At 52.7% G+C, this 20,142-nt stretch carries 19 protein-coding genes; 8 read left to right on the forward strand and 11 right to left on the reverse strand.

Annotated features, from left to right (window positions below):
* Positions 1-2: 2 nt before the first annotated feature.
* The 11 genes from trpC to EZM41_RS14355 form a co-directional block, all read right to left on the reverse strand.
* Positions 3-746 carry an indole-3-glycerol phosphate synthase TrpC gene (gene trpC / locus EZM41_RS07485; protein ID WP_198470493.1) on the reverse strand — a complete coding sequence of 248 codons (744 nt, stop codon included), beginning with the start codon at positions 744-746 and terminating at the stop codon, positions 3-5.
* Positions 740-1,771, reverse strand: a complete 1,032-nt coding sequence (gene trpD, locus EZM41_RS07490; protein ID WP_198470494.1) for an anthranilate phosphoribosyltransferase — start codon at positions 1,769-1,771, stop codon at positions 740-742. The genes trpC and trpD overlap by 7 nt, the downstream gene beginning before the upstream one ends.
* A gap of 1 nt (position 1,772) precedes the next feature.
* Complete coding sequence (locus tag EZM41_RS07495; protein ID WP_198470495.1) at positions 1,773-2,354, reverse strand: anthranilate synthase component II; 582 nt, start codon at positions 2,352-2,354, stop codon at positions 1,773-1,775.
* Entirely contained in the window at positions 2,351-3,835 is a 1,485-nt protein-coding gene (locus tag EZM41_RS07500; RefSeq protein ID WP_198470496.1) for an anthranilate synthase component I family protein, read from the reverse strand. Before EZM41_RS07500 ends, EZM41_RS07495 begins: the two co-directional genes overlap by 4 nt.
* A 326-nt stretch (positions 3,836-4,161) precedes the next feature.
* The gene (locus EZM41_RS07505; RefSeq protein ID WP_198470497.1) at positions 4,162-5,529 is read right to left on the reverse strand and encodes a M20/M25/M40 family metallo-hydrolase; all 1,368 of its coding nucleotides are present in this window, start codon (positions 5,527-5,529) and stop codon (positions 4,162-4,164) included.
* Positions 5,530-5,534: 5 nt separating this feature from the next.
* On the reverse strand, positions 5,535-6,908 hold the full coding sequence (locus EZM41_RS07510; protein ID WP_198470498.1) for a M20/M25/M40 family metallo-hydrolase: 1,374 nt from the start codon (positions 6,906-6,908) through the stop codon (positions 5,535-5,537).
* A 14-nt stretch (positions 6,909-6,922) separates the two neighbouring features.
* Entirely contained in the window at positions 6,923-7,903 is a 981-nt protein-coding gene (locus EZM41_RS07515) for an ABC transporter ATP-binding protein (RefSeq protein ID WP_198470499.1), read from the reverse strand.
* 10 nt (positions 7,904-7,913) lie between these two features.
* Positions 7,914-8,936 (reverse strand): ABC transporter ATP-binding protein, encoded by a 1,023-nt coding sequence (locus EZM41_RS07520; RefSeq protein WP_198470500.1) that lies wholly within the window; start codon positions 8,934-8,936, stop codon positions 7,914-7,916.
* Positions 8,933-9,793, reverse strand: coding sequence for an ABC transporter permease (locus EZM41_RS07525; RefSeq protein WP_198470501.1), 861 nt, complete (start codon positions 9,791-9,793; stop codon positions 8,933-8,935). Before EZM41_RS07525 ends, EZM41_RS07520 begins: the two co-directional genes overlap by 4 nt.
* A 15-nt stretch (positions 9,794-9,808) precedes the next feature.
* Complete coding sequence (locus tag EZM41_RS07530) at positions 9,809-10,780, reverse strand: ABC transporter permease (RefSeq protein ID WP_198470502.1); 972 nt, start codon at positions 10,778-10,780, stop codon at positions 9,809-9,811.
* An 89-nt stretch (positions 10,781-10,869) separates the two neighbouring features.
* The gene (locus tag EZM41_RS14355) at positions 10,870-12,549 is read right to left on the reverse strand and encodes an ABC transporter substrate-binding protein (RefSeq protein ID WP_198470503.1); all 1,680 of its coding nucleotides are present in this window, start codon (positions 12,547-12,549) and stop codon (positions 10,870-10,872) included.
* Positions 12,550-12,876: 327 nt separating this feature from the next.
* Between EZM41_RS14355 and EZM41_RS07540 the strand changes: the two genes are divergently transcribed.
* The 8 genes from EZM41_RS07540 (at position 12,877) to EZM41_RS07575 (ending at position 20,103) form a co-directional block, all read left to right on the forward strand.
* Positions 12,877-13,887, forward strand: a complete 1,011-nt coding sequence (locus tag EZM41_RS07540; RefSeq protein ID WP_198470504.1) for a 4-hydroxythreonine-4-phosphate dehydrogenase PdxA — start codon at positions 12,877-12,879, stop codon at positions 13,885-13,887.
* A gap of 377 nt (positions 13,888-14,264) precedes the next feature.
* Positions 14,265-14,981, forward strand: a complete 717-nt coding sequence (locus EZM41_RS14360) for an indolepyruvate ferredoxin oxidoreductase subunit alpha (protein WP_342449265.1) — start codon at positions 14,265-14,267, stop codon at positions 14,979-14,981.
* A gap of 3 nt (positions 14,982-14,984) precedes the next feature.
* On the forward strand, positions 14,985-15,605 hold the full coding sequence (locus EZM41_RS07550) for a hypothetical protein (protein WP_198470505.1): 621 nt from the start codon (positions 14,985-14,987) through the stop codon (positions 15,603-15,605).
* 14 nt (positions 15,606-15,619) lie between these two features.
* Positions 15,620-16,342, forward strand: a complete 723-nt coding sequence (locus tag EZM41_RS07555) for a DUF362 domain-containing protein (protein ID WP_342449266.1) — start codon at positions 15,620-15,622, stop codon at positions 16,340-16,342.
* A 13-nt stretch (positions 16,343-16,355) separates the two neighbouring features.
* Positions 16,356-16,982, forward strand: coding sequence for a hypothetical protein (locus tag EZM41_RS07560; RefSeq protein ID WP_198470507.1), 627 nt, complete (start codon positions 16,356-16,358; stop codon positions 16,980-16,982).
* A gap of 67 nt (positions 16,983-17,049) precedes the next feature.
* On the forward strand, positions 17,050-18,030 hold the full coding sequence (locus EZM41_RS07565; RefSeq protein ID WP_198470508.1) for a Bug family tripartite tricarboxylate transporter substrate binding protein: 981 nt from the start codon (positions 17,050-17,052) through the stop codon (positions 18,028-18,030).
* A 90-nt stretch (positions 18,031-18,120) separates the two neighbouring features.
* Positions 18,121-18,570, forward strand: a complete 450-nt coding sequence (locus EZM41_RS07570) for a tripartite tricarboxylate transporter TctB family protein (protein ID WP_198470509.1) — start codon at positions 18,121-18,123, stop codon at positions 18,568-18,570.
* Positions 18,571-18,591: 21 nt separating this feature from the next.
* Positions 18,592-20,103, forward strand: coding sequence for a tripartite tricarboxylate transporter permease (locus EZM41_RS07575; RefSeq protein WP_198470510.1), 1,512 nt, complete (start codon positions 18,592-18,594; stop codon positions 20,101-20,103).
* The last annotated feature ends 39 nt before the right edge of the window (positions 20,104-20,142 follow it).

Genomic DNA, 20,142 nt, shown 5'->3' on the forward strand with positions numbered 1-20,142 from the left:
GGTCACCTTCCGAGGAGTTCGCGCACCTTCGCGGCCGGGTCTTCATCCCGAACGAGGACCTCTCCCACGAGCACGGCGTCCGCTCCGGCCTCTTTCATGAGGAGCACGTCATCCCTGCTCTTTATGCCACTCTCTGCTATGATGCATCTCTTTGTATCTGGCTCCAATGCGCGCAGTTTCCGGATGAGGCGTGGCGCTACGGAGAGGTCGACGGAGAAATCGCGCAGATTCCTGTTGTTTATGCCAATTATGGGTGCAGATGTTCTCAGTGCACGGCGTAACTCTTCTTCGGTGTGCACCTCCACTACCGCTTCCATGCCCAACGATGCAGCGCATTCTGCAAATTCGGCGAGCCTTTCGTCGTCGAGTATTGCGGCTATTAAAAGAATGGCATTCGCGCCGAGGAGCGCGCTTTCGTATATCTGGATGGGGTCTACGACGAAGTCCTTACGCAGGATCGGAAGCTCGGTGACGGCGCGCACGTCCCTTACATCGTCGCTCTTTCCGCCGAAATAGGCCTCCTCCGTCACCACGGATATCGCGGAGGCTCCCCCCGTCTCATAAGCTGCAACCTGCTTTCCGATGTCCAGATCTTGTCTTATGGCACCGCGGCTCGGAGAGGATCTTTTGACCTCAGCGATAAGGGCGATGCCGTCGTTTTCGGAGAGCTGCCGGCTTAAAGAGACGCGCCTCCGTCTCACGGCGGCTACCCTTTTTTTCTTTCCGGCCACTATTTTCTCTAACATTGGACCACCTCTACGAGAGAATGCGCGAAGGCCTTTACTTTTAGCAATTTGTCCATGGCCTTCCCGCTGTTTATGAGGTCTTCCGCAAGATGTGCTCCTTCTTTAAATGTTTTTGCCATATCTGTGGCCACGAAGGCGGCAGCCGCATTGAAAATGACCACGTCTCTTTTCGGGCCCCTCTCCCCGCTTAAGACGGCCGCGAGGATCCTCGCATTGTCTTGTGGCGAATAGCCTGCCACATCCTCGAGGCTCGCCCTGGCAAGACCCACGTCCTCCGGTGCGACCACGAGTTTTTTAATCCTGCCATCTTTGAGGATGGCCGCCTGGTTGGGGCCGCAGAGCGAAAATTCGTCCACCCCTCCCGAACCGTGTACCACGATCGCCCCCTTCGTGCCGAGGTTTTTGAGCGCTTCGGCTATGGGCAAGACGAGGTTAGGGTCGTAAACTCCCAAGAGCTGGTAGTTTGCTCCTGCCGGATTCGTCAGTGGGCCCAAGATGTTAAATATTGTGCGAACGCCCAGCTCTTTTCGCGGGCGAGCCACGTTTTTGGTGGCCTGATGGAAGTGGGGAGCGAAGCAGAAGCCAAATCCTACCGACTCGATCGAGGCCTTGACCTGCTCCGGCGACGGGAAGATCGGGATATCGAGTGCCTCTAACACGTCTGCGCTGCCGCAGCGACTCGAAACCGAGCGATTGCCGTGTTTGGCGACGGGTATGCCGGCGCTTGCCACGATGAAGGCTACGGCCGTCGAGATGTTGAATGTCCCCTTGCCATCTCCGCCGGTCCCGCACGTGTCCATTAGGACAGGAGCATCGGTTTCGACGCGCAGAGCTTTTTCCCTCATGACGAAGGCTGCCGCCGTTATCTCCTCTACGCTCTCCACCTTCGCTTTCAAGCCTATGAGAAGCCCGGCAGACTGGATCTCCGTGGCCTGGCCGTCCATGATTATTTCCATGGCCTCGGCCATCTCGTCGAAGCTCAAATTTTTTTTGCTCGTTACCTTCTCGATGTAATGACGCAACATTTTACATTCCTCCTCTCGGCTCATCTCTTCTTGTAAAGTTTTTGAGGATTTCCATCCCCACTTCCGTCAAAAACGACTCCGGGTGAAACTGAAGGCCCCACAGGGGAAAGCTTTTGTGCTTTATGGCCATCACCTCCCCCTCCTCGGTCCACGCAGTCATGCGCAGCTCCTCAGGGATAGACGGCTTGTCGACCTCCAGGGAGTGATACCGCGTCGCCTTGAAGGGGGAGGGAAGCCCGCAGAAGATCCCAACTCCGTCGTGGTAGATGAGCGAGGTCTTGCCGTGAAAGACCTTCTTGGCCCTCCTTACCCTTCCGCCGAAGGCTTGAGCTATGCACTGGTGCCCGAGGCACACGCCGAGGATGGGGATCCTCGAGCAGAAGCTCTTTATGACTGCCTCGCATATGCCGGCGTCTTCAGGCCTTCCTGGACCGGGAGATATCACGATATGGTTGGGTTTTGCAGCCTCGATGTCTTCGAGGGAGACGGCGTCGTTTCGGACGACCTCCACAGCCTCGAGCTCGCTCAGGAGTTGCACGAGATTGTATGTGAACGAATCGTAGTTATCTATCACGAGGATCATGCTGCCTCCGCCTTCTTCGCCTTTTTCACCGCTTCAAAGAGTGCCCTGGCCTTGTTCAGCGTCTCTTCGTATTCCCTCTCCGGGACGGAGTCGCTCACCACACCTGCGCCGGCTTGAAGGTAGAGCTTATCCTCGACCTTGAAGAAAGTGCGGATCGCTATGGACATATCCATGTTTCCCTGGTAATCCACATAGCCCACGGCTCCCGCGTATGGTCCCCTCGGGGCATCCTCGAGTTCGTCTATCAGTTCCATAGCCCGTATCTTGGGGGCTCCGCTCACCGTGCCTGCTGGAAACGTGTGCCTCAACACCTCAAGCGGCGATAGGTGTGCCTTTTTAACTCCTTCCACTTGGGAAACTATGTGCATGACGCGGGAATAGCGCTCTATCCCCAACGCCTCTGTAACGCGGACGCTGCCCGTTTTACAGACCCTCCCCAAGTCGTTTCTGGCGAGGTCTATGAGCATCACGTGCTCGGCCAGCTCCTTTTCGTCTGCGAGAAGCTCCTCGCACAGGCGGATATCGGCTGCTTCTGAGGATCCGCGGGGCCTTGTGCCCGCCAGGGGGCGAGTAATGACCCTGTCTCCTTCTACTTTTACTAAGACCTCGGGGGAGGACCCAAAGACCTCCACGCCGTCGAAGTCGAAGAAGAAGAGATAGGGAGAGGGGTTATCCTCCCTTAGGGTCTCGTAAATGTCCAAAGAAGGGATATCGGTGGGAATGTAAAAGCGCTGCGACAGGACGATCTGGAAGGCGTCGCCTGCAGCTATATATTCCTTGGCCCGGCGGACCATCTCGATGAAGCTGTTGCGGCTTTTGTTGGATATCGGCTGACCTGCGTACGTCCCACCCTTGGAGTGCTTTTTAGCGGCAAAGGCACCGCTTTCGATGATGCTCGATACGTGGGCGACTTTACACCTGGCCTCGTCCAGACGCCGTGCTGCCTCGCCGCCTTCTTCCTCAACGGGGACGTTTGCGACGATCGTGGCTCTCTGCAACAGCGAGTCCACGATTACCATGACAGATGGCTCCATCAACATGGCTGGTGGGGTCAAATCATGCTTGAGTTCTCTGCTCGGCTCGTCATGGAATAGGTTCTCCCATTGCCCAGCCATCTCGTAACCGAAATAGCCGGCAACTCCTCCGGCGAAGGGGAATCTCGCGCTTTCTGACCGTCTTTCTTTCAAATAGGCCTCGACCTCTTTCAAGAAATCTTTACCCTTCTCCGCCACGAAGAGCTTGTGCGGTGCAAGGCCTATGTGGGCGTAGCGCCCTCTTGCTTCTCCGGAGCCCCCGGCTTCAAAAATAAAGGACGCGGGAGAGATGGCTTTCAGCCTTCTGTATAGCGAAAGCGCATCCTCTTTTGTTGGCACTTCGGCTACGATGGGCGTGATTTCATACTTCCGAAAGCGGATGGGGAAGCGGTCGAGCGATACCGTTTCGAATTCCTCGCCTATTGCTGCCTCTGTCTTTGTCCTCATCAATCTCAACTCCTCTCGCCTGAACATAAAAAATTTAGGGGGAGAGCCTTCATGACCCTCCCCCTAAATCTATCGAGCATAAAAACAGGGCCATGAAGACTGATCCTTTCGGATCTGCCTCCCTGGCCCTAAAGCGTCTATTTTCGCCTAAGGCTCAGGTGGCAGACTATTGAGTCCGCCACCACCAGTTGAGCCGAACAGCCTTAACTGTCATTTTTGAACCCTCCAAAACAGGCTAACATAAGGTTGGTAGGAACTTACCACACACAACCTTCCTTTGTCAAGGGGTCCAATTTTCTCATTTTCGATTTCGATGTCTCTGGCCATCACCTCAGATCCTGAAGGCCCCAGATGATATGGGCCGAGGCCTTTATGCCTTTGTGGTACAGCTCTAAGACTAAGTTCTCGTTCGGTGCATGATTGTTCTCGTCTGCGTTGGCATAGGGTATTATCAACGACGGTATTTTCATTATTTTCGTGAATACATAATCAGGGAGGCTACCGCCGAAGGTCGGTAGCAGGACCGGCTCTTCGTTATAGGCCTCTTTCAGGGCTTCCATTACGATGGGAATCGCCGGTGAATCGGAGGGCGTTTTGGACGGTTTCATCGAGCCCAGGAACGAAACTTCGATGTTTTGGTCCTTCTTGGTGATGTATTCTTTAAACGCCGCGAAGATCTTTTCCGGATCTTGGTTCACCACGAGACGCGTATCGAACTTTACAATAGCTTCTGACGGTATAATGGTCTTGGACCCTTGTCCCGCATAGCCGCTCTTGAAGCCGCATATATTGAAGGTCGGCCTAAACATTATTTTTTCGAAATAGGGAATGTTAGGGTCTCCATCGAACTCTTCGATGCCCATTTCCCCTAAGAGCGCTTCCCGGTCGAACGGCAGGGCCCTTAGGAGCTCTTTGTCCTTTTCCGTGGGAGGGACGACTGCGTCGTAGAAACCCGGCAGGTTTACGTGTCCCGTTTCGTCTCTGAGGTCGGCCAACAAGTGGATCAACTTCCAAGCGGGGTTTGGGACGACGCCGCCGTAATTTCCGGAATGATAGTCTTTCTTGGCGCCTTTGGCCCTCAATTGTGCTGTCATGATGCCGCGCACGCCCAAAGCCATGGTAGGACGTCCGCTGGGGTGCATGGGGCCGTCGGAGGTGATGGCGACATCCGCTTTGAGGAGCGGCAGGTTCTCCTGCGCGAACGTCGCGAGGAAGGGGCTTGAGCATTCTTCCTCGCCTTCGAGCAGAAACTTGACGTTAACGGGAAGTTCTGTTCTCGATTCCGTATAAGCTCTGACGGCCAACACGTGGGCCAAGAATTGGCCTTTATTGTCGGCTACTCCTCTGCCCCAAATGCGACCGTCTCTGACCTCAGGCTTGAATGGGTCTGAAAGCCAAAGCTCCATCGGTTCCGGCGGCTGCACGTCGTAATGCCCGTAAAAAAGGATGGTGGGTTTGTCAGGGTTGACCGATCTCTGGCCGAAGACCACGGGATTGCCTGCCGTTTCATATATCTCCGCCCGGATACCGGCATCTTCCAAGACTTTTGCGACGAGGGCAGCACCCTCCCTTATGCCTATCCCTTGGGCGCTTACGGTCGGCTGAGAGACGAGCTCCTTCAATATTGTGAGATTTCTCTCTTTATTGCGGGCGATGTCGGATATCACCCTGTTTATTGCGCTATAGTCTGCCATAGCTTTTACCTCCTCATTTTCCCGAGCCTGTGATAGTAGTTGGCCATAAAAGAAATTCCTTTGTAAAACTCGTTTAGCCCGATGTTTTCGTTGGGCGCGTGGGTGTTGGCCCTCGAAAATGGTGCCCCCAAGCCAACTACGAACATGGGGACCTTTAGACATGGCGTAAAAAGCGCCAGAGGACCTGACCCGTCCAGCAGAGGCCACACCACCGGCTCGCTTCCATAAGCTTCCCTCGCCGACTCGATGGCAGCTTTGACGGAAGGTGCGTTGGGCGAGGTTTTGGACGGTTCCATGGAGCCCAAGAATTCACAGCTCAGGCCATCAAGGTCAAGCGACTCGAAATGCCTGCCTATTTTCTCTTTGGCTTCTCCGGACGTCTGTCCGTCCACCAGGCGGAAATCCATCTTGGCTATCGCTTCGTTTGGGATCACCGTCTTGGAACCTTCACCGTAATAGCCTGAAGCCATGCCCGAGATATTGGCAGTAGGCGTAAAGAGCAGATGGGCGAGCATCTCCTGAGGCGAACCGTCCTTCAAAGTCTTTTTAATGCCGTACTCTTGTTTGAAGCTTTCCGGGTCGAAGGGGATCATCGCGAGGAGCTTCAAATCTTCCTCCGAAGGAGGGTTGGCCGAGGCAGAAAAGCCCTCTACGAGAATGCGATCGTGTCTATCCTTTGTGGCGTTCAAGGCCCACACCAACTCCCATGCCGCGTTTGGGATGAGAGGGGCATGGCCCGAATGGACCTCGCGCTTGGCCTCTTTGACCCTTAGCTCCACCTTAACGATTCCCTTGTTTCCGAGGTACATCTGAGGTCTTCCGCTTTCGTGGATCCCGCGGTCGCAGAGTAGGCCATAGTCGGCGCTGAGCCGTTGCGCTTGAGCCTTTACAATGTCCGGCAGATGTGGACTTCCGATCTCTTCCTCGCCCTCAAAGAGGAATTTTAGATTTAGCTTCACATCTCCCACGGCGACGGCGGTCTTCAGCCCCATCAGGACAGCCCAGATATTGCCCTTGTCGTCTGTGGCTCCGCGCCCGTAGAGATGATCATCGATCACCTTCGGTTCGAAGGGATCTGTTTTCCAGAGCGCCAATGGATCTGGCGGTTGCACATCGTAATGCCCGTACACGAGGAGGGTCTTGTACGATGTTCCCTTAGAAAGTTCTCCATAGACTGCGGGGAAGCCGGCAGTTGGAAGAATTTCAGTTTCTATGCCTAACTCCCGCATTTTCCCTGCCAACCACTCAGCGCACTCGGTTATGCCTGTCCCTTTGGCTGATACGCTGGGGATTGAGACGAACTCCTTCAGCCCTTCCAGGTAGCTTGCGCGATTGAGCGAGAGGTAACGTTCGATCTCCTCATTGATAGAACAATTCATATCGTATTACCACCTTATACGTAGAGATGGCACTCCACCGAACGGTTGCCAATCCTCACCATCGGCGGCGCCTCATTGCGGCATATCTCTAAGGCTTTTTTGCATCTCGGATGGAAACGGCAACCCGAAGGCACATCGATTGGGTTGGGGGCTTCTCCTTCGACCTCAATCCTGCTGTGCACATCCAAATCTACGACGGGGACGGCTGCCAGGAGCGCCTGCGAATAGGGGTGCCTTGGTTCTCGGATGATCTCTTCGGTAGGCCCTATTTCGACGATGCGCCCGAGGTACATGATGGCCGTCTTTTGGCATACATATCTGATGAGCGAGAGATCATGGGATATATAGAGCCCGGCCATTTTGAGGTCGCGGATCAGCTCGCTCAGTAGGTTTAAGATGCCAGCCCTGATGGAGACGTCCAACATGGATACAGGCTCGTCAGCGACCAAAAGTTTTGGGTGCAGTACCAAGGCCCTGGCGATGGCTACGCGCTGGCGCTGACCGCCGCTCATCTCATGAGGGAAGCGGTCTAAGAATTCACCTGGCGGTTTCAAGCCCACCATATTGAGAGTATCCATAACCCTGTTCATTCTCTCCGTGTAGGAGCTATAAAGTCCGTGAATCTCGAGGGGTTCTATCAGTATCTGCTTCACTTTAAACCGCGGGTTTAGGGATTCGTAGGGGTCTTGAAAAACCATTTGAGCCTTGCTCCGGAACTCCCTGAGCTCTCTTCCTTCGAGGGGGGCTACATTTTGCCTCTCGAATTCTATTTCCCCGGCTGTCGGTTTGTATAGGCGGACCAGCGTCTTCGCTGTGGTGGTTTTGCCGCAACCGCTCTCGCCGGCTAAGCCTAAAGCTTCTCCGGGGGCGATATTGAAAGAAACCCCGTCTACCGCCTTTACGCGCTTGACCTCGCTGCTCACTAACGATCGAAAGAGGCCTCTCTTGCCCAAAAAGTGCACCTTTAGGTTGTTTACCTTGACTATCGGCTCCATCTTCATACCCTCACACTGCCTGAATTCTTGGCCACGTCTCTTCCATGGCTGCCATATCTCTAATCTCATCTGCCTTATCTATCCTATGGCATGCTACTCGATGTCCCGATGAAACCTCTACCATCGCTGGCTCTTGGGCGGAACAGATCTCGACGGCGAAGGGGCATCGCGGCCTAAAAAGACATCCCGGAGGGGGCGAGATCAAGTTCGGCGGCATCCCCGGGATCGAGATCAGCCTTTTTGCCTCTCCGAATATGCTTGGAAAGGCGTTGCGGAGTCCGAGCGTATAGGGGTGGTAAGCCTCTTCAAAAATTGCCTTGATAGGGCCGCTTTCTGCCACCTTGCCTGCATACATCACAGCCACGTGGTCGCATGTCTCTGAAATCACCGACATGTCGTGGGTCACCATGATCATGGAGCTTCCGATTGTCTCTTGAAGCTCCCTGATCCTTTTGAGAATTTGGGCTTGGACGATGACATCCAAGGCTGTTGTGGGTTCGTCAGCCAAGATAAGCGATGGGTTAAGGGCTAAAGCCATAGCGATGGTTACGCGCTGCTTCATGCCGCCGCTGAACTGGTGCGGATAGTCGTTTATCCTTTCGGGGTTTATTCCTACCAGGTCAAATAAGTAATTGACCCTTTCCATGGCTTCCTTGCGGGTTGCAGTAGAGTGGGCCTTGATGGCTTCGACGATTTGCTCTCCAACCGTGTATACGGGGTCAAGAGCGTTCATGGCGCTTTGGGGTATCATGGAGACCTCCTGCCACCGCAATCTCCTGACCTCTTCGAGGGGGAGCCTTGTCAAATCGCGCCCCTTTAGCAAAATCTCCCCACCCGCGATGGAGGCGTTCTTGGGCAGAAGTCGCAAAATGGATTTGGCCGCTGTGGTCTTGCCGCACCCTGATTCTCCTACGAGGCCGAGATTTTGGCTCTTTGCCACGCTGAACGTCACGCCGTCCACGGCCTTCAACAGGCCGCGCTTGGTAGCATAGTAAATTTTGAGATCTTTTACGCTGAGGATGGTTTCGTTCATCTCTGTCGCAACCTCGGATTTGCAATTTCTTCATACGCTCTGCTGATGAAAAAGCCCGAGAGCACGAGGAGCGTGATGGCCAAACCCGGAGGTACAACCCACCACCAGGCATCGTATATGGCTTGAGCCACATAGGCCATATGAAGGGTCTTTCCCCAGCTGACGAGGAGGGGATCTCCATATCCCAAAAAGCTCACGCTGGCTTCCGTCAAAATGGCCGTACTGAGGTTCATAGCGGTATATACCAGTGCCATAGGCACAATATTGGGCATGATGTGACGATATATGATCCTCAAGTTCCCGGCCCCGCTCACTTTGGCGGCTTCTATAAAAACCCTCTGCTTCAGCGTGAGGACCTGTGACCTTATGACTCGTGCCGTAGTCCGCCAACTGATCAGGATGATGGCCAAGAGCGTGTTGCCCAAGCCCGGTCCCAGTATGGCCACCAGTATGATGACGAAGGGCAGGAAGGGTACGCCATAGACTATGTCGGTCAGCCGCATCAAAAAGTTATCGATCCGCCCGCCGTAATATCCTGAAATGAGCCCTACGTTGACGCCGATTATGGTAGAGGCTATGGCGGAGATGATGCCCACGATTAAGGCTACCCTGGAACCGACTATGACCTGGCTAAAGACGTCGCGTCCCATCCTCGTGGTGCCGAATATGAACTCTCTGCTCGGAGGATCCATCCTGGCGAAGCTCCCATCAGGTCGATACTGCGATTCCATCGGATCGTATGGAGCTATATAAGGCGCGAAAATGGCGATTAGCACAAAGGAAACGAGGATCGCCATTCCGATCATCCCAAGGCGGTCCTTCATCAGAATTTCAAAGTGTTCCCGTAACGCGTTCATGGTCTCTGATTCTCCTCAATCATAAGTGACTCTGGGGTCCAAGATCCCGTAGAGTAAGTCCGCAACCAGGTTCAGAAAGATTACAAGAATGCCCATCAAGAAAAATGTAGCTTGGGCTACGGGATAGTCGTTCCTCTGAATGGCTGCCACCATCTCTCGCCCGAGGCCGGGCCATCGGAAGACCGTCTCTACCAGCACTTGTCCTCCTATGGCAAAGCCCACCATTAGGCATAGCACTGTCACCACCGGCAAAAGGCTATTGCGCATGGCATGGCGGGTCAGGACATCCCATTCCGAAAGGCCCTTTGCTCTGGCCATTTCGATGAAATCGTCGTTCATCACCTCTATCATAGCGGTCCTCATGACTAAGAGTGGTGTGGCGATGTAATAGAGTGCAGCTGTGAGGGCTGGCAGCACCAGATGATGCAGGAAGTCCAGCGAAACGAACTTGTCCCAATTGCTCAAAACCTCGGTGCCCACTGAGCGCATGCCGCCGGCCGGAAACCAGCCGAGGCGATATGAAAAGATTAAAAGCACAACCATCCCGGTCCAAAATACCGGCGCTGAGCGGAAAAATAACGCCAGGGCGGTGCCGAAGATTTCGATTTTGGAGCCCCTTATCCAGGCCATGATTGCACCGCCAAATACACCCACGGCAAAGGCGATCACTAAGGCCGCTCCCATCAATATGGCGGTGCTCCAGACCTTTTCGCCTATGATTTCTATCACCGGCTGCCGGTAATGGAACGAAACGCCAAACTCCCCCCTAAACAGGTTGCTCATATAGGTTATATACTGCTGCCAAAGAGGCTTGTCGAGGCCAAACTGCTTCATGACGGCCTCTTGTGCCTCCACCGGTAATGCCGCGTCGATGAACATGGATAACGGGTCGCCGGGTAGTATGCGAAACAGAAAAAAAATCAGCGTACTGAGAACCAGTAGGGTGACGAGCATTTGAAACAAGCGGTTAACGATATAATTCCACATTCTTGCAGGTTTATCTCCCTTCCAACTTCTCAAAGAACCGAGGCCGGCCGGTGTATCTCGGTGTGCCAACCGGCCTCGGCGAGGCCGAACTACTTCTTAAAGCTTTCCACCTTACCCTCGGGGTAATAAATCTTACCCTTGGCGTCCCACTCATAACCGGCTTCTTTCAAGATCTGGCGTGCCTTATCCAGATCGTATGGCAACGGTTTAATGGCTGGATTGTGCCAGAATGAGTTTGCCGAGGCTATTATCGATCCTTCCTTTGTCCCATGCCCTTCTAATAAGATGTCTATGATCTTCTGACGCGGGATTGCATAGCTCAAGGCAAACCGAACGGCCTTATCGTCGAAGGGCGTCCTTCGCATGTTGACGTTTATATGGTAATACCCATGGTCTGGCACTTCGATGACGGATATGCCTTCTACGTCCTTTAATTTATCGGCCTGCATCGGCTCCAACCACCATCCCAAGACGTCAATTTCGCCGGTTGTAAGTCCAGCCACCAACCCCTGGACGTTGGCGTAGGGGATCTTTATGATTGCGTCGACCTTGGCCGGCTGGAAGTAGTCATCATTCCTGACCAATTTCATCTCCTCGTCGCGGCGCCAGTAGCCGAGCTTGAAGGGGCCACTGCCTATAGCTTGAGCGTTGTCCCATTCGAGCGTCCCCTTGGGCCCTCTCTCCTCGAGGATCTTGGACCAAATGTGCTCGGGGAAGATGTAGAGTTGCCCCAAAGAGTTGGCTATGAACGGAGCGAAAGGTTCCTGCAGCTTAAATATGAGCGTCAGGTCGTCTTTGATCTCGACTTCGGCAATAGGTTTGATCAGGCCGAGGAAGTAGGGCGACTCTGTCTTTCTGACCAGGTCCACGCTAAATTTGACGTCGCTCGCCTTCACGGGTTCTCCGTCATGAAACTTCATGCCGGGTCGTAATTTCAGTTCGTAAGTGGTATCGTCGATCTGCGTGATGGACTCAGCGGCCCAATTGCGAGGCTTACCGTCGGGGCCGATCCTCACGAGGCGGTCATATATGAGCCTCGTGGTCTGGAAATCGTGCGTGGCGGTGGACGCCAGGGGGTTCATCGTATTTATGTCACTCGGATATCCCCAAACGACTTCCTTGGAGTTGCCAACGGGCTCTATGCTGAGCCAATTCCAAAACGAGTTCAAAGCTTCTCCCATCATGGGAGTCGGGTTTTTGAAGTTGGCCGAATCGTAAGCAACTATCCAGTTGCGACTGGCTATTACGAGGTAAGGTTGATCCTCTGCGGCTATCTCCTGGGCCTTCCATACGATTTCTCGCCGCTTCTCCAGGTCACCGATGCGGCGTTGTTCTTCGGCCAACTTGTCATATTCTGGATTGTTGTAGCCAACGATATTGTATTGTCCTATGCCTGCCTGGGAGGAGTGGAGGGTCATATATACAAAATGGTCTGGGTCGATGCGCTCAGCGCGCCCGGCCCAAGCGAGCGTAAAGGCATCGAAATCCTTCTGATTTATGCCGAGCTCGGATAGCCGATTCCATGCAAGAGGCGTTACTTTAATGTCGAAGCCCAGCTTTTTCCATTCCTCAGCTGCCATAAGGCCGAACTCGTAGCGAATGGGGTCGTAATCGGGCGTGGTGACGTAAAGCTCTATCTCTCTTACCTTTCTTTCGGGCGGCAGGCTTTGTCCTTTTGCCGCAATGGCAGGCGTTTGACTCCCGACAAAGATTGCCAAAGCGGAAAGAATTGCGAAGAGCATAACTGTACACAATAATTTCTTTTTCACCGAATTTCAAATCCCCTTTCTTCTGTTTTTGAGTTTTATCGAGCGGTTTTTATGTGGTCGAAAGCCATGTCAGCTCATATTTTTTCTACCTCCCTTCAGCGCAGAGCTCATACATTATAGTAAATTAACACAACATTAATCTTCAATAGGACAAATTCTATTGAAAGATATAATCGCATCCATCCTCCACATTGTCAACCATGACCATGATCATTTTGCTATTTGTGAGGTTGAAATGCTGTGACAATTACAAACCTCTCATATAAACTTAGCTCGTTATCCCAAGTTGTGCTCGCGGGGGAGATTAAAAGATAGGGTGGTGTTTATATGGCAAGCGATAAGCCGAAGGTAGGTTTGCTCTTAGGAGACCCGACGGGAATAGGGCCCGAGCTCGTGGTTAAACTCCTGAAAGAAGAAGATATATACGAGTGGGCGCAGGTTCTGGTCGTAGGGGACCGCAGGGTGTTTGAGATGGGGCAAAAGATAGCGAATGTCGAAGTCGATTACAGGGTGGTCGAAAGGGCGAGCGACATGCGCTCCGATGAGAAGCTGGCGTTCCTCGACTTTCCCACCATATCCCCCACTGAGATTGAGATCGGGAAGGTAAACGGCAAAGCCGGCAAAGCTGTCCTCGAGATGCTCTCGTTTGCTATAAAGCTTGCGAAAGAGGGAGATATCGATGCCATAGTCTACGCTCCGCTGAACAAACAGGCAATGCTCTTGGCCGGTTCGCCCTTCGAGGACGAGTTGCACTTCTTTGTTCATGAACTGGCGTGGGACGGCCTACACGGGGAGCTCAACGTCTTGGATGATCTGTGGACCTCGCGGGTCACTTCGCATGTGCCCATAAGAGAGGTTAGCTCCCTGATAAGCGAGCGCAGGGTATATGAAGCGATTGTTCTTATCGACTCCGCTATGCGCTCTTATGGTTATGCTAAACCTCGTATTGCTGTATCGGCCTTAAACCCCCATAGCGGAGAAGGGGGTTTCTTTGGTCAGGAGGAAAAGGAATCTATAGCGCCAGCTATAGAGAAAGCCCGGGCTCAAGGCATAGGCGCAAATGGCCCCTTTTCGGCGGACACGATCTTTTTGCGCGCCAAAAGAGAAGACTTCGACGGCATAGTCTCCATGTATCACGACCAAGGCCAAATCGCCATGAAGCTCATGGGCTTTGAGAGGAGCATCACGATAAATGGCGGCCTTCCCATTCCCATCACGACGCCTGCACATGGGACAGCCCATGATATCGCAGGGCGAGGAATTGCAAACCCCGGTGCCCTGAAGCGAGCGCTCTTCGTTGCAAGCCGTATGGCTTCAAATGCTAAAGCTAAAGAATAAGTTGCTGACGGCGTGGGCTGTGTCGATAATCGGAGAGAAAGCTCTTGGGGCGGCACCTCAAGAGCTCGTCTATTTTAGGAAGTATCGCCCATTCTCTAAGCTTAGGCTCTTGGGCATTTTACAGATATGCCCCCTGCCTTTTGTGTGTCTGCTAAACTTCAACCTCCTGCCCGCGCCTGACTACGTTAAAATCTCAAGCCCATAACCTTATCGTTTGGCCCACGCCACATCCTCGCGGTTCGAAGGGCATTGACAGAGGGGGAGGACTGGTATATATTTTTATCGTAAAATAAGTAGGATGATGTATACAATGCATTCGCTCCAACTTTAGCTCAGCATATTCTAAGGTTACCATTTCAAAGAGGAGGGATAATGCGGTGAGGGTCAATGAGGAATTGTGCATAGGTTGCGGGTCTTGTGTGCCTTACTGTCCCATGGGGTGTATAAACCTCGACGGTAAGGCGCAGATCGACCTGGACGAGTGTGTGGAATGTGGTGTCTGCTTCAGGAGCAAAGTTTGTCCGGTGGATGCCATATACGAAGGCGAGCTCGACGAGCTGCGCCTCTTTAGGAAGACTTTTAGTGACCCATGGATAGTGCATCCATCAACGAATGTGCCAGGCCGCGGTACGGAGGAGATGAAGACGAACGAAGTGACAGGTCGCTTCAAGCGCGGCTATACGGGTATAGCTATAGAGCTGGGCAGGCCCGGGACGGGGACGCGCTTCTATGACGTAGAAAAGATCGCAAAGGCATGCGCTGCCTTCGGCGTGGAGTTTGAGCCCCAAAATCCCGTGACCGCCATTATGAGTGACAAAAAAACGGGAAAGATCGATGAGCGCTTCATGAATGAGAAAACTCTCTCCGCTATCGTCGAGTTTACCGCACCTAACGACAAGGTAGTAGACATTTTGAAGAGCGTAAAAGAAGCATCGAAGGAGCTTTCTACCGTGGCGAGTTTAGAAGTCTGTTGCAGAAGGGAGCCCGATGGGAGTCTTCCTATGGAAGAGCTCGCCAAAAAGGCCGGCTTTACGCCTTCTTTGAATGGCAAGGTTAACGTGGGGCTTGGAAGGCCTCTCGCGAAGGAGGAATAGACGATGACGCACACATTGCACAGAAGGGGAAGCGCTGAGTCATTGGCCGACGATTTTGTTGTCTTCGCTATAGCTGCTCAAGGGTTTAATGCCGAAGGGGCGGCGAAGAAGTTCGAGAAGTTCTTTGACATCGTTAAGAAATACAACCCCAACAACTTCGGAGACATGAGGACGGGCAACAGCTTGGTAGCAGGAGAGGACGTCATAAGGAAGTCCTTCAAGGATAACTCCATCGTCCACGCCGTCTTTAACGATGAGGATACGGTGACGAAAGTCCTCAAAGAACTTAAAGAGGCTGACCTAGGGTTATCCATCGTCGTCTCCGGACTCGTTCATAAGACCGATGAGTGCTGCAAAAAGGTCGGCCTCGAGATGCACACAGTGGAGAAATCGCTCGGCATCATAGGCAACACACCTAGGCTCCCTGATGAGAGCATTTTGGAGGTCACGACCATGTGTGGCCATGGCATGATCGCCTTCAATTTGGTCAAAAAGCTTGCTGATGATGTGAAGAAGGGGCGCACGTCGCCCAATAAAGCAGCTAAGGAAATAGCCAAACAATGCGTCTGCGGCGTCGTAAATATACCGCGCGTGGAGCGTTTAATAAAAGCTATGGCAAGCTAAGAGGAGGCGGAATCGTGTTAATCGATGCTAAAAAGTGCATAGGATGCGGTCAATGTACGTACTATTGTCCTGTCAAGGCCATTTCGGTGGATGCTGAACTGAAAAAAGCAAGGGTAGACCTGGATGAGTGCGTCGAGTGCGGTGCCTGTCTGAGGAGCAAGACGTGTCCGGTAGACGCCCTGTATGAGCAGGAGCTATCTTGGCCCAGGACGGTGCGTAAGATCTTGAGCGATCCGCTCACTGTGGCTGTGGAGACGGGAATCCCCGGTCGCGGCACCGAGGAGATGAAGACGAACGACGTGACGGGGCGTTTCAAGCGCGGCTATGCGGGCGTTGCGATAGAACTGGGCAGGCCACTTTTGGGAGCGCGCTTCCGCGATGTGGAGAAAGTGGCCAGAGCCATGGCGCGCTTCGGCGTGGAGTTCGAGAAGTTGAACCCCACCACCAGCCTTATGGAGGACCCAAAGACTGGCAAGTTCAAAGATGATGTATTAAATGAGAAGGTCCTCTCCGCCATAGTGGAATTTGCCATCCCCTTAGAGAAGCTGAGCGACGTCCTTTACGCTTTGGAGCGCGTGTCGCACGATGTGGAGACGGTATTTTCTGTGGACGTCTGCTCGCGGTGCAACGATGACGGTTCCATCCCCCATGAGGAGATCTTATCCAAGGGGAATTGGTGGCATTCCATAAACGTGAAGACGAACGTGGGACTCGGTCGCCCGCGAGTCTCTGATTAGGGGGGGGAGTCTTATGACGCATACGTTGCATCGCATAGGTCGGTGGAGTGATTTATCGCAGGACTTCGTGTTTTTGATGATGCCGGCAAAAGATATCAACGTGAAAGGTTCTGCCGAAAAGCTGCGAACGTTTTTTAAGATCGCGTTGAAGCATAAACCCGTCATGATAGGAGATGCAAAGAGGGGAAACCTTCTCAACCAAGGCGGTCCCGAAAAGGTGATCGAAAACGTCGTCGATCAGGCAGTGATACACGCGGTCTTCGACAATAAGGATGCTGTTGTGGCGATGCTTAAAGACCTCGTCGAGGCAGATTTGGGGCTTTCCGTTGTGGTCTCCGGCATAGCTACCGAGGTGCACGACGCCTGCAAAAAGGTTGGCATAGAGCGCCACACCGTGGAGCACTCCCTCGGTAGGTGGGGACGTGACGACAAGCTCCCGCCGAGAGAGATCTTGGAAATCACGAACATGTGCGGCCATTCCATGGTGCCGGCCCAGCTCGTGTATAAGATGGTCGATGAGATAAAGAAAGGGAAAAGGAGCGCCGAGAGCGCAGCGCAGGAGTTGACCAAACCATGTGCCTGCGGAGTCTTCAACCCTGCAAGGGCTGCCAGGTTGTTAGCGGAGTTGTCGGGTAAATAGGGCTTTAATGCGAGGCGCGTCTGTCGCCTCGCATTAATCTAATAGGATCCAAAGGAGGGGATAGAAAATGAAGAGGCACTATAATTTTGCGGTATTGTTCTTGGTGGCTTTAGCACTTGTCTTAGTGCCGAATGTAGCTCCGCTTCAGGCTGCTTCTTACCCCGAAAAGCCGATCAACTACATCGTGCCGTGGGCAGCGGGTGGGGGCAGCGACGTAATGGCGCGCACTATCGCCGAGATCATACGCAAACACAACCTTCTTCCGCAGCCCGTCGTAGTGGTGAACAGGCCCGGTGGGAGCGGCGCTATAGGGATGAACGAGGTTTTTCAGAAGAAGGGAGACCCATATACGATAATCGGCGTCGTTTCGGGACAAATTAGTACACCACTTGCTATAAAGGCTCCAGTAGATGGTTCCATGTTTGCTCCTATAGCTAATATGGCCATGGATGAATTTCTCCTCGTTGTGAAAACGGACTCCCCCTTTAAAACTGCAGAAGATCTAATAGAGGCGGCGAAGGCAAAACCTGATGTGGTTACTGTAGGCGGATCAGGCACCACTGGTTCAGAGGATCACATGTGTACTGGACTCGTAATGAAAGCAGCAAATGTGAAGCTTAAATATGTCCCATTCAACAGCGGTGGCGAGGTTATGGGTGCCCTTTTGGGTGGTCATATAGATTCGGCGTGGGCTAACCCTAACGAATGTTTGTCTCAGATTCGCGGTGGATTAGCGAGAGCTATCGCTATAGCGGCTCCCGAACGGATTCAGCTTTTTCCAGACGTTCCTACATTTAAAGAGATGGGTTATGACGCAGTTTATAGGCAGTTTAGGGCCGTATCCGGTGCGCCTCAAATGCCGGATTATGCGGTCAAAACTATAGCCGAGGCCTTGAAGAAGGTCTCAGAGACCGAGGATTGGCAGAAAGGGTACATCGAAAAGAACGGCCTTACCTCGCTCTATCTCGGGCCTGAAGAGTATGCGAAATTCCTCAAAGATGTAAAAGAGGAGTATAGACAGATCTTGGTTGAGCTCGGGGTATTGTAATAAGTTCGCGCATGTCAAAGGGGAAAGCAATGGTTGGCTTTCCCCTTTGATGAATAATGTAGTGCGACAAGCGAAGGAGGAGGCGTGAAGGTGCGCGAAGATTTTATATCCTCTCTCATCGGTCTTGGCCTTGGTCTTTATTGGGTGACTATGGGGATCATATATGGCTTTTGGGAAGAAACGGGCCCATCATCCGGGTTCACGCCGGTAGTCTTCGGTCTCATTGTAACTGTATCGAGCGTCGCCTTATTTTGGCAGAGCCTGCGCAGCAAAAAAGATAAAAAGCAAATCATTACAAAGAGAGAATTATTAGGTCTCTTTAAGATATGTTTGGCGGTTTGCATTGTCATATTTTGCGTTACTCGCTTGGGCACGTTTACATCGCTTGGCCTGCTCCTCGTGATCGGGATCAAGGTTATATCTTCCTCTTATGCTTGGTTGATGGCAATCTGCGCAGGGGCTGGCATAACAGTCGTCCTCTATCTGGTGTTTAAGGTTTGGCTTATGGTACCTCTGCCTCAGGGCTTGATTGGGTTTTGATTTTAAAAGGAGATAACGGCGATGAGTGAAATTCTCGCACAATTATTTCAAGGATTTACAGTTGCCCTTGAGCCGATGAATATCTTTGCTGTTGCTGTAGGCGGCATAATGGGTGTAATCGTGGGAGGCCTGCCTGGCCTTGGGTCGGTGGCGGGCGTGGCTTTATTGCTTCCTTTGACTTTTAAGATGAACCCCACGACGGCGGTAATCATGTTGGCTGGGATTTATTACGGGAACATGTTTGGAGGGTCTATCAGTGCTATACTGCTTAACATTCCTGGTGACTCGCCGGCCGTCATGACTGCCGTCGACGGATATCAGTTGGCAAGACAAGGCAAAGCCGGCAAGGCCCTTTATACGGCTTTCTTTGCCTCTTTCATCGGAGGGATGATCGGAGCCGTAATCCTGACGTTCTTGGGGCCAGCGCTTGCTTTTGTAGGCTTACGCTTTGGTCCAGCCGAATTCACGTCCTTGATATTATTCGCCTTGATGAGCGTTGGATGGCTCTTGGGAGAAAACCCGGCGAAGGGCATAATAGCTACCGGAGTCGGGCTTCTTCTTTCTACAATAGGGGTGGATATGATCCAAGGGTTACCACGCTTTACCTTTGGGATGGTGAATCTCACTGCTGGAATACCTTTTATCCCCACCGTGATAGGCATCTTTGGTTTCGCTCAGGTTCTAAAGCTGTTATCAGCCGGTCACGAAATAGGCCAGACGACAATGGTCACAGCGCGGCTTTCCATACGGGATAGCCTTCTTTCCATAAAAGAGTGGGCGGAGATTTCGTTTACAATCGTTCGCGGTTCCCTCATTGGCTTCTTTGTCGGGCTTTTGCCGGGGTCTGGAGCCACTATGTCATCGTTCATGGCTTATATCGCCGAGATGCGCCTGAATAAGCATCCGGAACGTTTGGGCAAAGGGGCTTTGGCTGGTGTAGCTGCTCCCGAGTCGGCCAATAATGCCGCAAGCATGGGAGCCTTTGCCCCTCTCCTTTCTTTGGGCATTCCTGGCTCCGGAACTACAGCACTCCTTTTGGGAGGGCTTATGATGTGGGGGCTTGCCCCTGGCCCGTTACTCTTCAGGGAAGCCCCGGAGTTTGTGTGGGGCCTCATGGCTAGCATGTATGTCGGTGATATAGCAGTTCTTCTCCTTTGCGTTCTTCTTGTGCCGTTTTTGGCTTATATTCCTCGCGTACCTAAGGCGATTCTGGCCCCGACGACAATAGCGCTCTGCATCTTGGGTTCGTTCAGCGTCAACAATAGCATCTTCGATATCTGGTTCATGGTCTTTATGGGAGTGGTAGGGTATTTTATGGACCGCCTCCAATTCCCCACGCCACCTTTAGTGTTGGCATTGGTGCTCGCCCCTCGGCTTCAAACGGCGTTTCGCCAAGCCCTTATGATTTCACCGAATGGCTCTCCTATGATATTTATAACGAAGCCCATATCCTTGGCCTTTTTGCTGGCTGCCGTCGTTATGGTGACAGTTCCCATGCTTATTAAGAAAAAGAAAGACAGTCCGTCAGCTTGAAAAGAACCCATAGGTCTCCGTTTGGTTGCACTTGACATG

The sequence above is a fragment of the Acetomicrobium sp. S15 = DSM 107314 genome, assembly GCF_016125955.1.
Taxonomy (GTDB): Bacteria; Synergistota; Synergistia; order Synergistales; family Thermosynergistaceae; genus Thermosynergistes; species Thermosynergistes pyruvativorans.

Bases quoted from the DNA above. Each gene is read 5' to 3' on its own strand.
- EZM41_RS07500 (WP_198470496.1), bottom strand. From the start codon at position 3,835: ATGAGGACAAAGACAGAGGCAGCAATAGGCGAGGAATTCGAAACGGTA.
- trpD (WP_198470494.1), bottom strand. From the start codon at position 1,771: ATGTTGCGTCATTACATCGAGAAGGTAACGAGCAAAAAAAATTTGAGC.
- trpC (WP_198470493.1), bottom strand. From the start codon at position 746: ATGTTAGAGAAAATAGTGGCCGGAAAGAAAAAAAGGGTAGCCGCCGTG.
- EZM41_RS07515 (WP_198470499.1), bottom strand. From the start codon at position 7,903: ATGGAGCCGATAGTCAAGGTAAACAACCTAAAGGTGCACTTTTTGGGC.
- EZM41_RS07510 (WP_198470498.1), bottom strand. From the start codon at position 6,908: ATGAATTGTTCTATCAATGAGGAGATCGAACGTTACCTCTCGCTCAAT.
- EZM41_RS07565 (WP_198470508.1), top strand. From the start codon at position 17,050: ATGAAGAGGCACTATAATTTTGCGGTATTGTTCTTGGTGGCTTTAGCA.
- EZM41_RS07550 (WP_198470505.1), top strand. From the start codon at position 14,985: ATGACGCACACATTGCACAGAAGGGGAAGCGCTGAGTCATTGGCCGAC.
- EZM41_RS07495 (WP_198470495.1), bottom strand. From the start codon at position 2,354: ATGATCCTCGTGATAGATAACTACGATTCGTTCACATACAATCTCGTG.
- EZM41_RS07575 (WP_198470510.1), top strand. From the start codon at position 18,592: ATGAGTGAAATTCTCGCACAATTATTTCAAGGATTTACAGTTGCCCTT.
- EZM41_RS07540 (WP_198470504.1), top strand. From the start codon at position 12,877: ATGGCAAGCGATAAGCCGAAGGTAGGTTTGCTCTTAGGAGACCCGACG.
- EZM41_RS07525 (WP_198470501.1), bottom strand. From the start codon at position 9,793: ATGAACGCGTTACGGGAACACTTTGAAATTCTGATGAAGGACCGCCTT.
- EZM41_RS07505 (WP_198470497.1), bottom strand. From the start codon at position 5,529: ATGGCAGACTATAGCGCAATAAACAGGGTGATATCCGACATCGCCCGC.
- EZM41_RS07530 (WP_198470502.1), bottom strand. From the start codon at position 10,780: ATGTGGAATTATATCGTTAACCGCTTGTTTCAAATGCTCGTCACCCTA.
- EZM41_RS07560 (WP_198470507.1), top strand. From the start codon at position 16,356: ATGACGCATACGTTGCATCGCATAGGTCGGTGGAGTGATTTATCGCAG.
- EZM41_RS07520 (WP_198470500.1), bottom strand. From the start codon at position 8,936: ATGAACGAAACCATCCTCAGCGTAAAAGATCTCAAAATTTACTATGCT.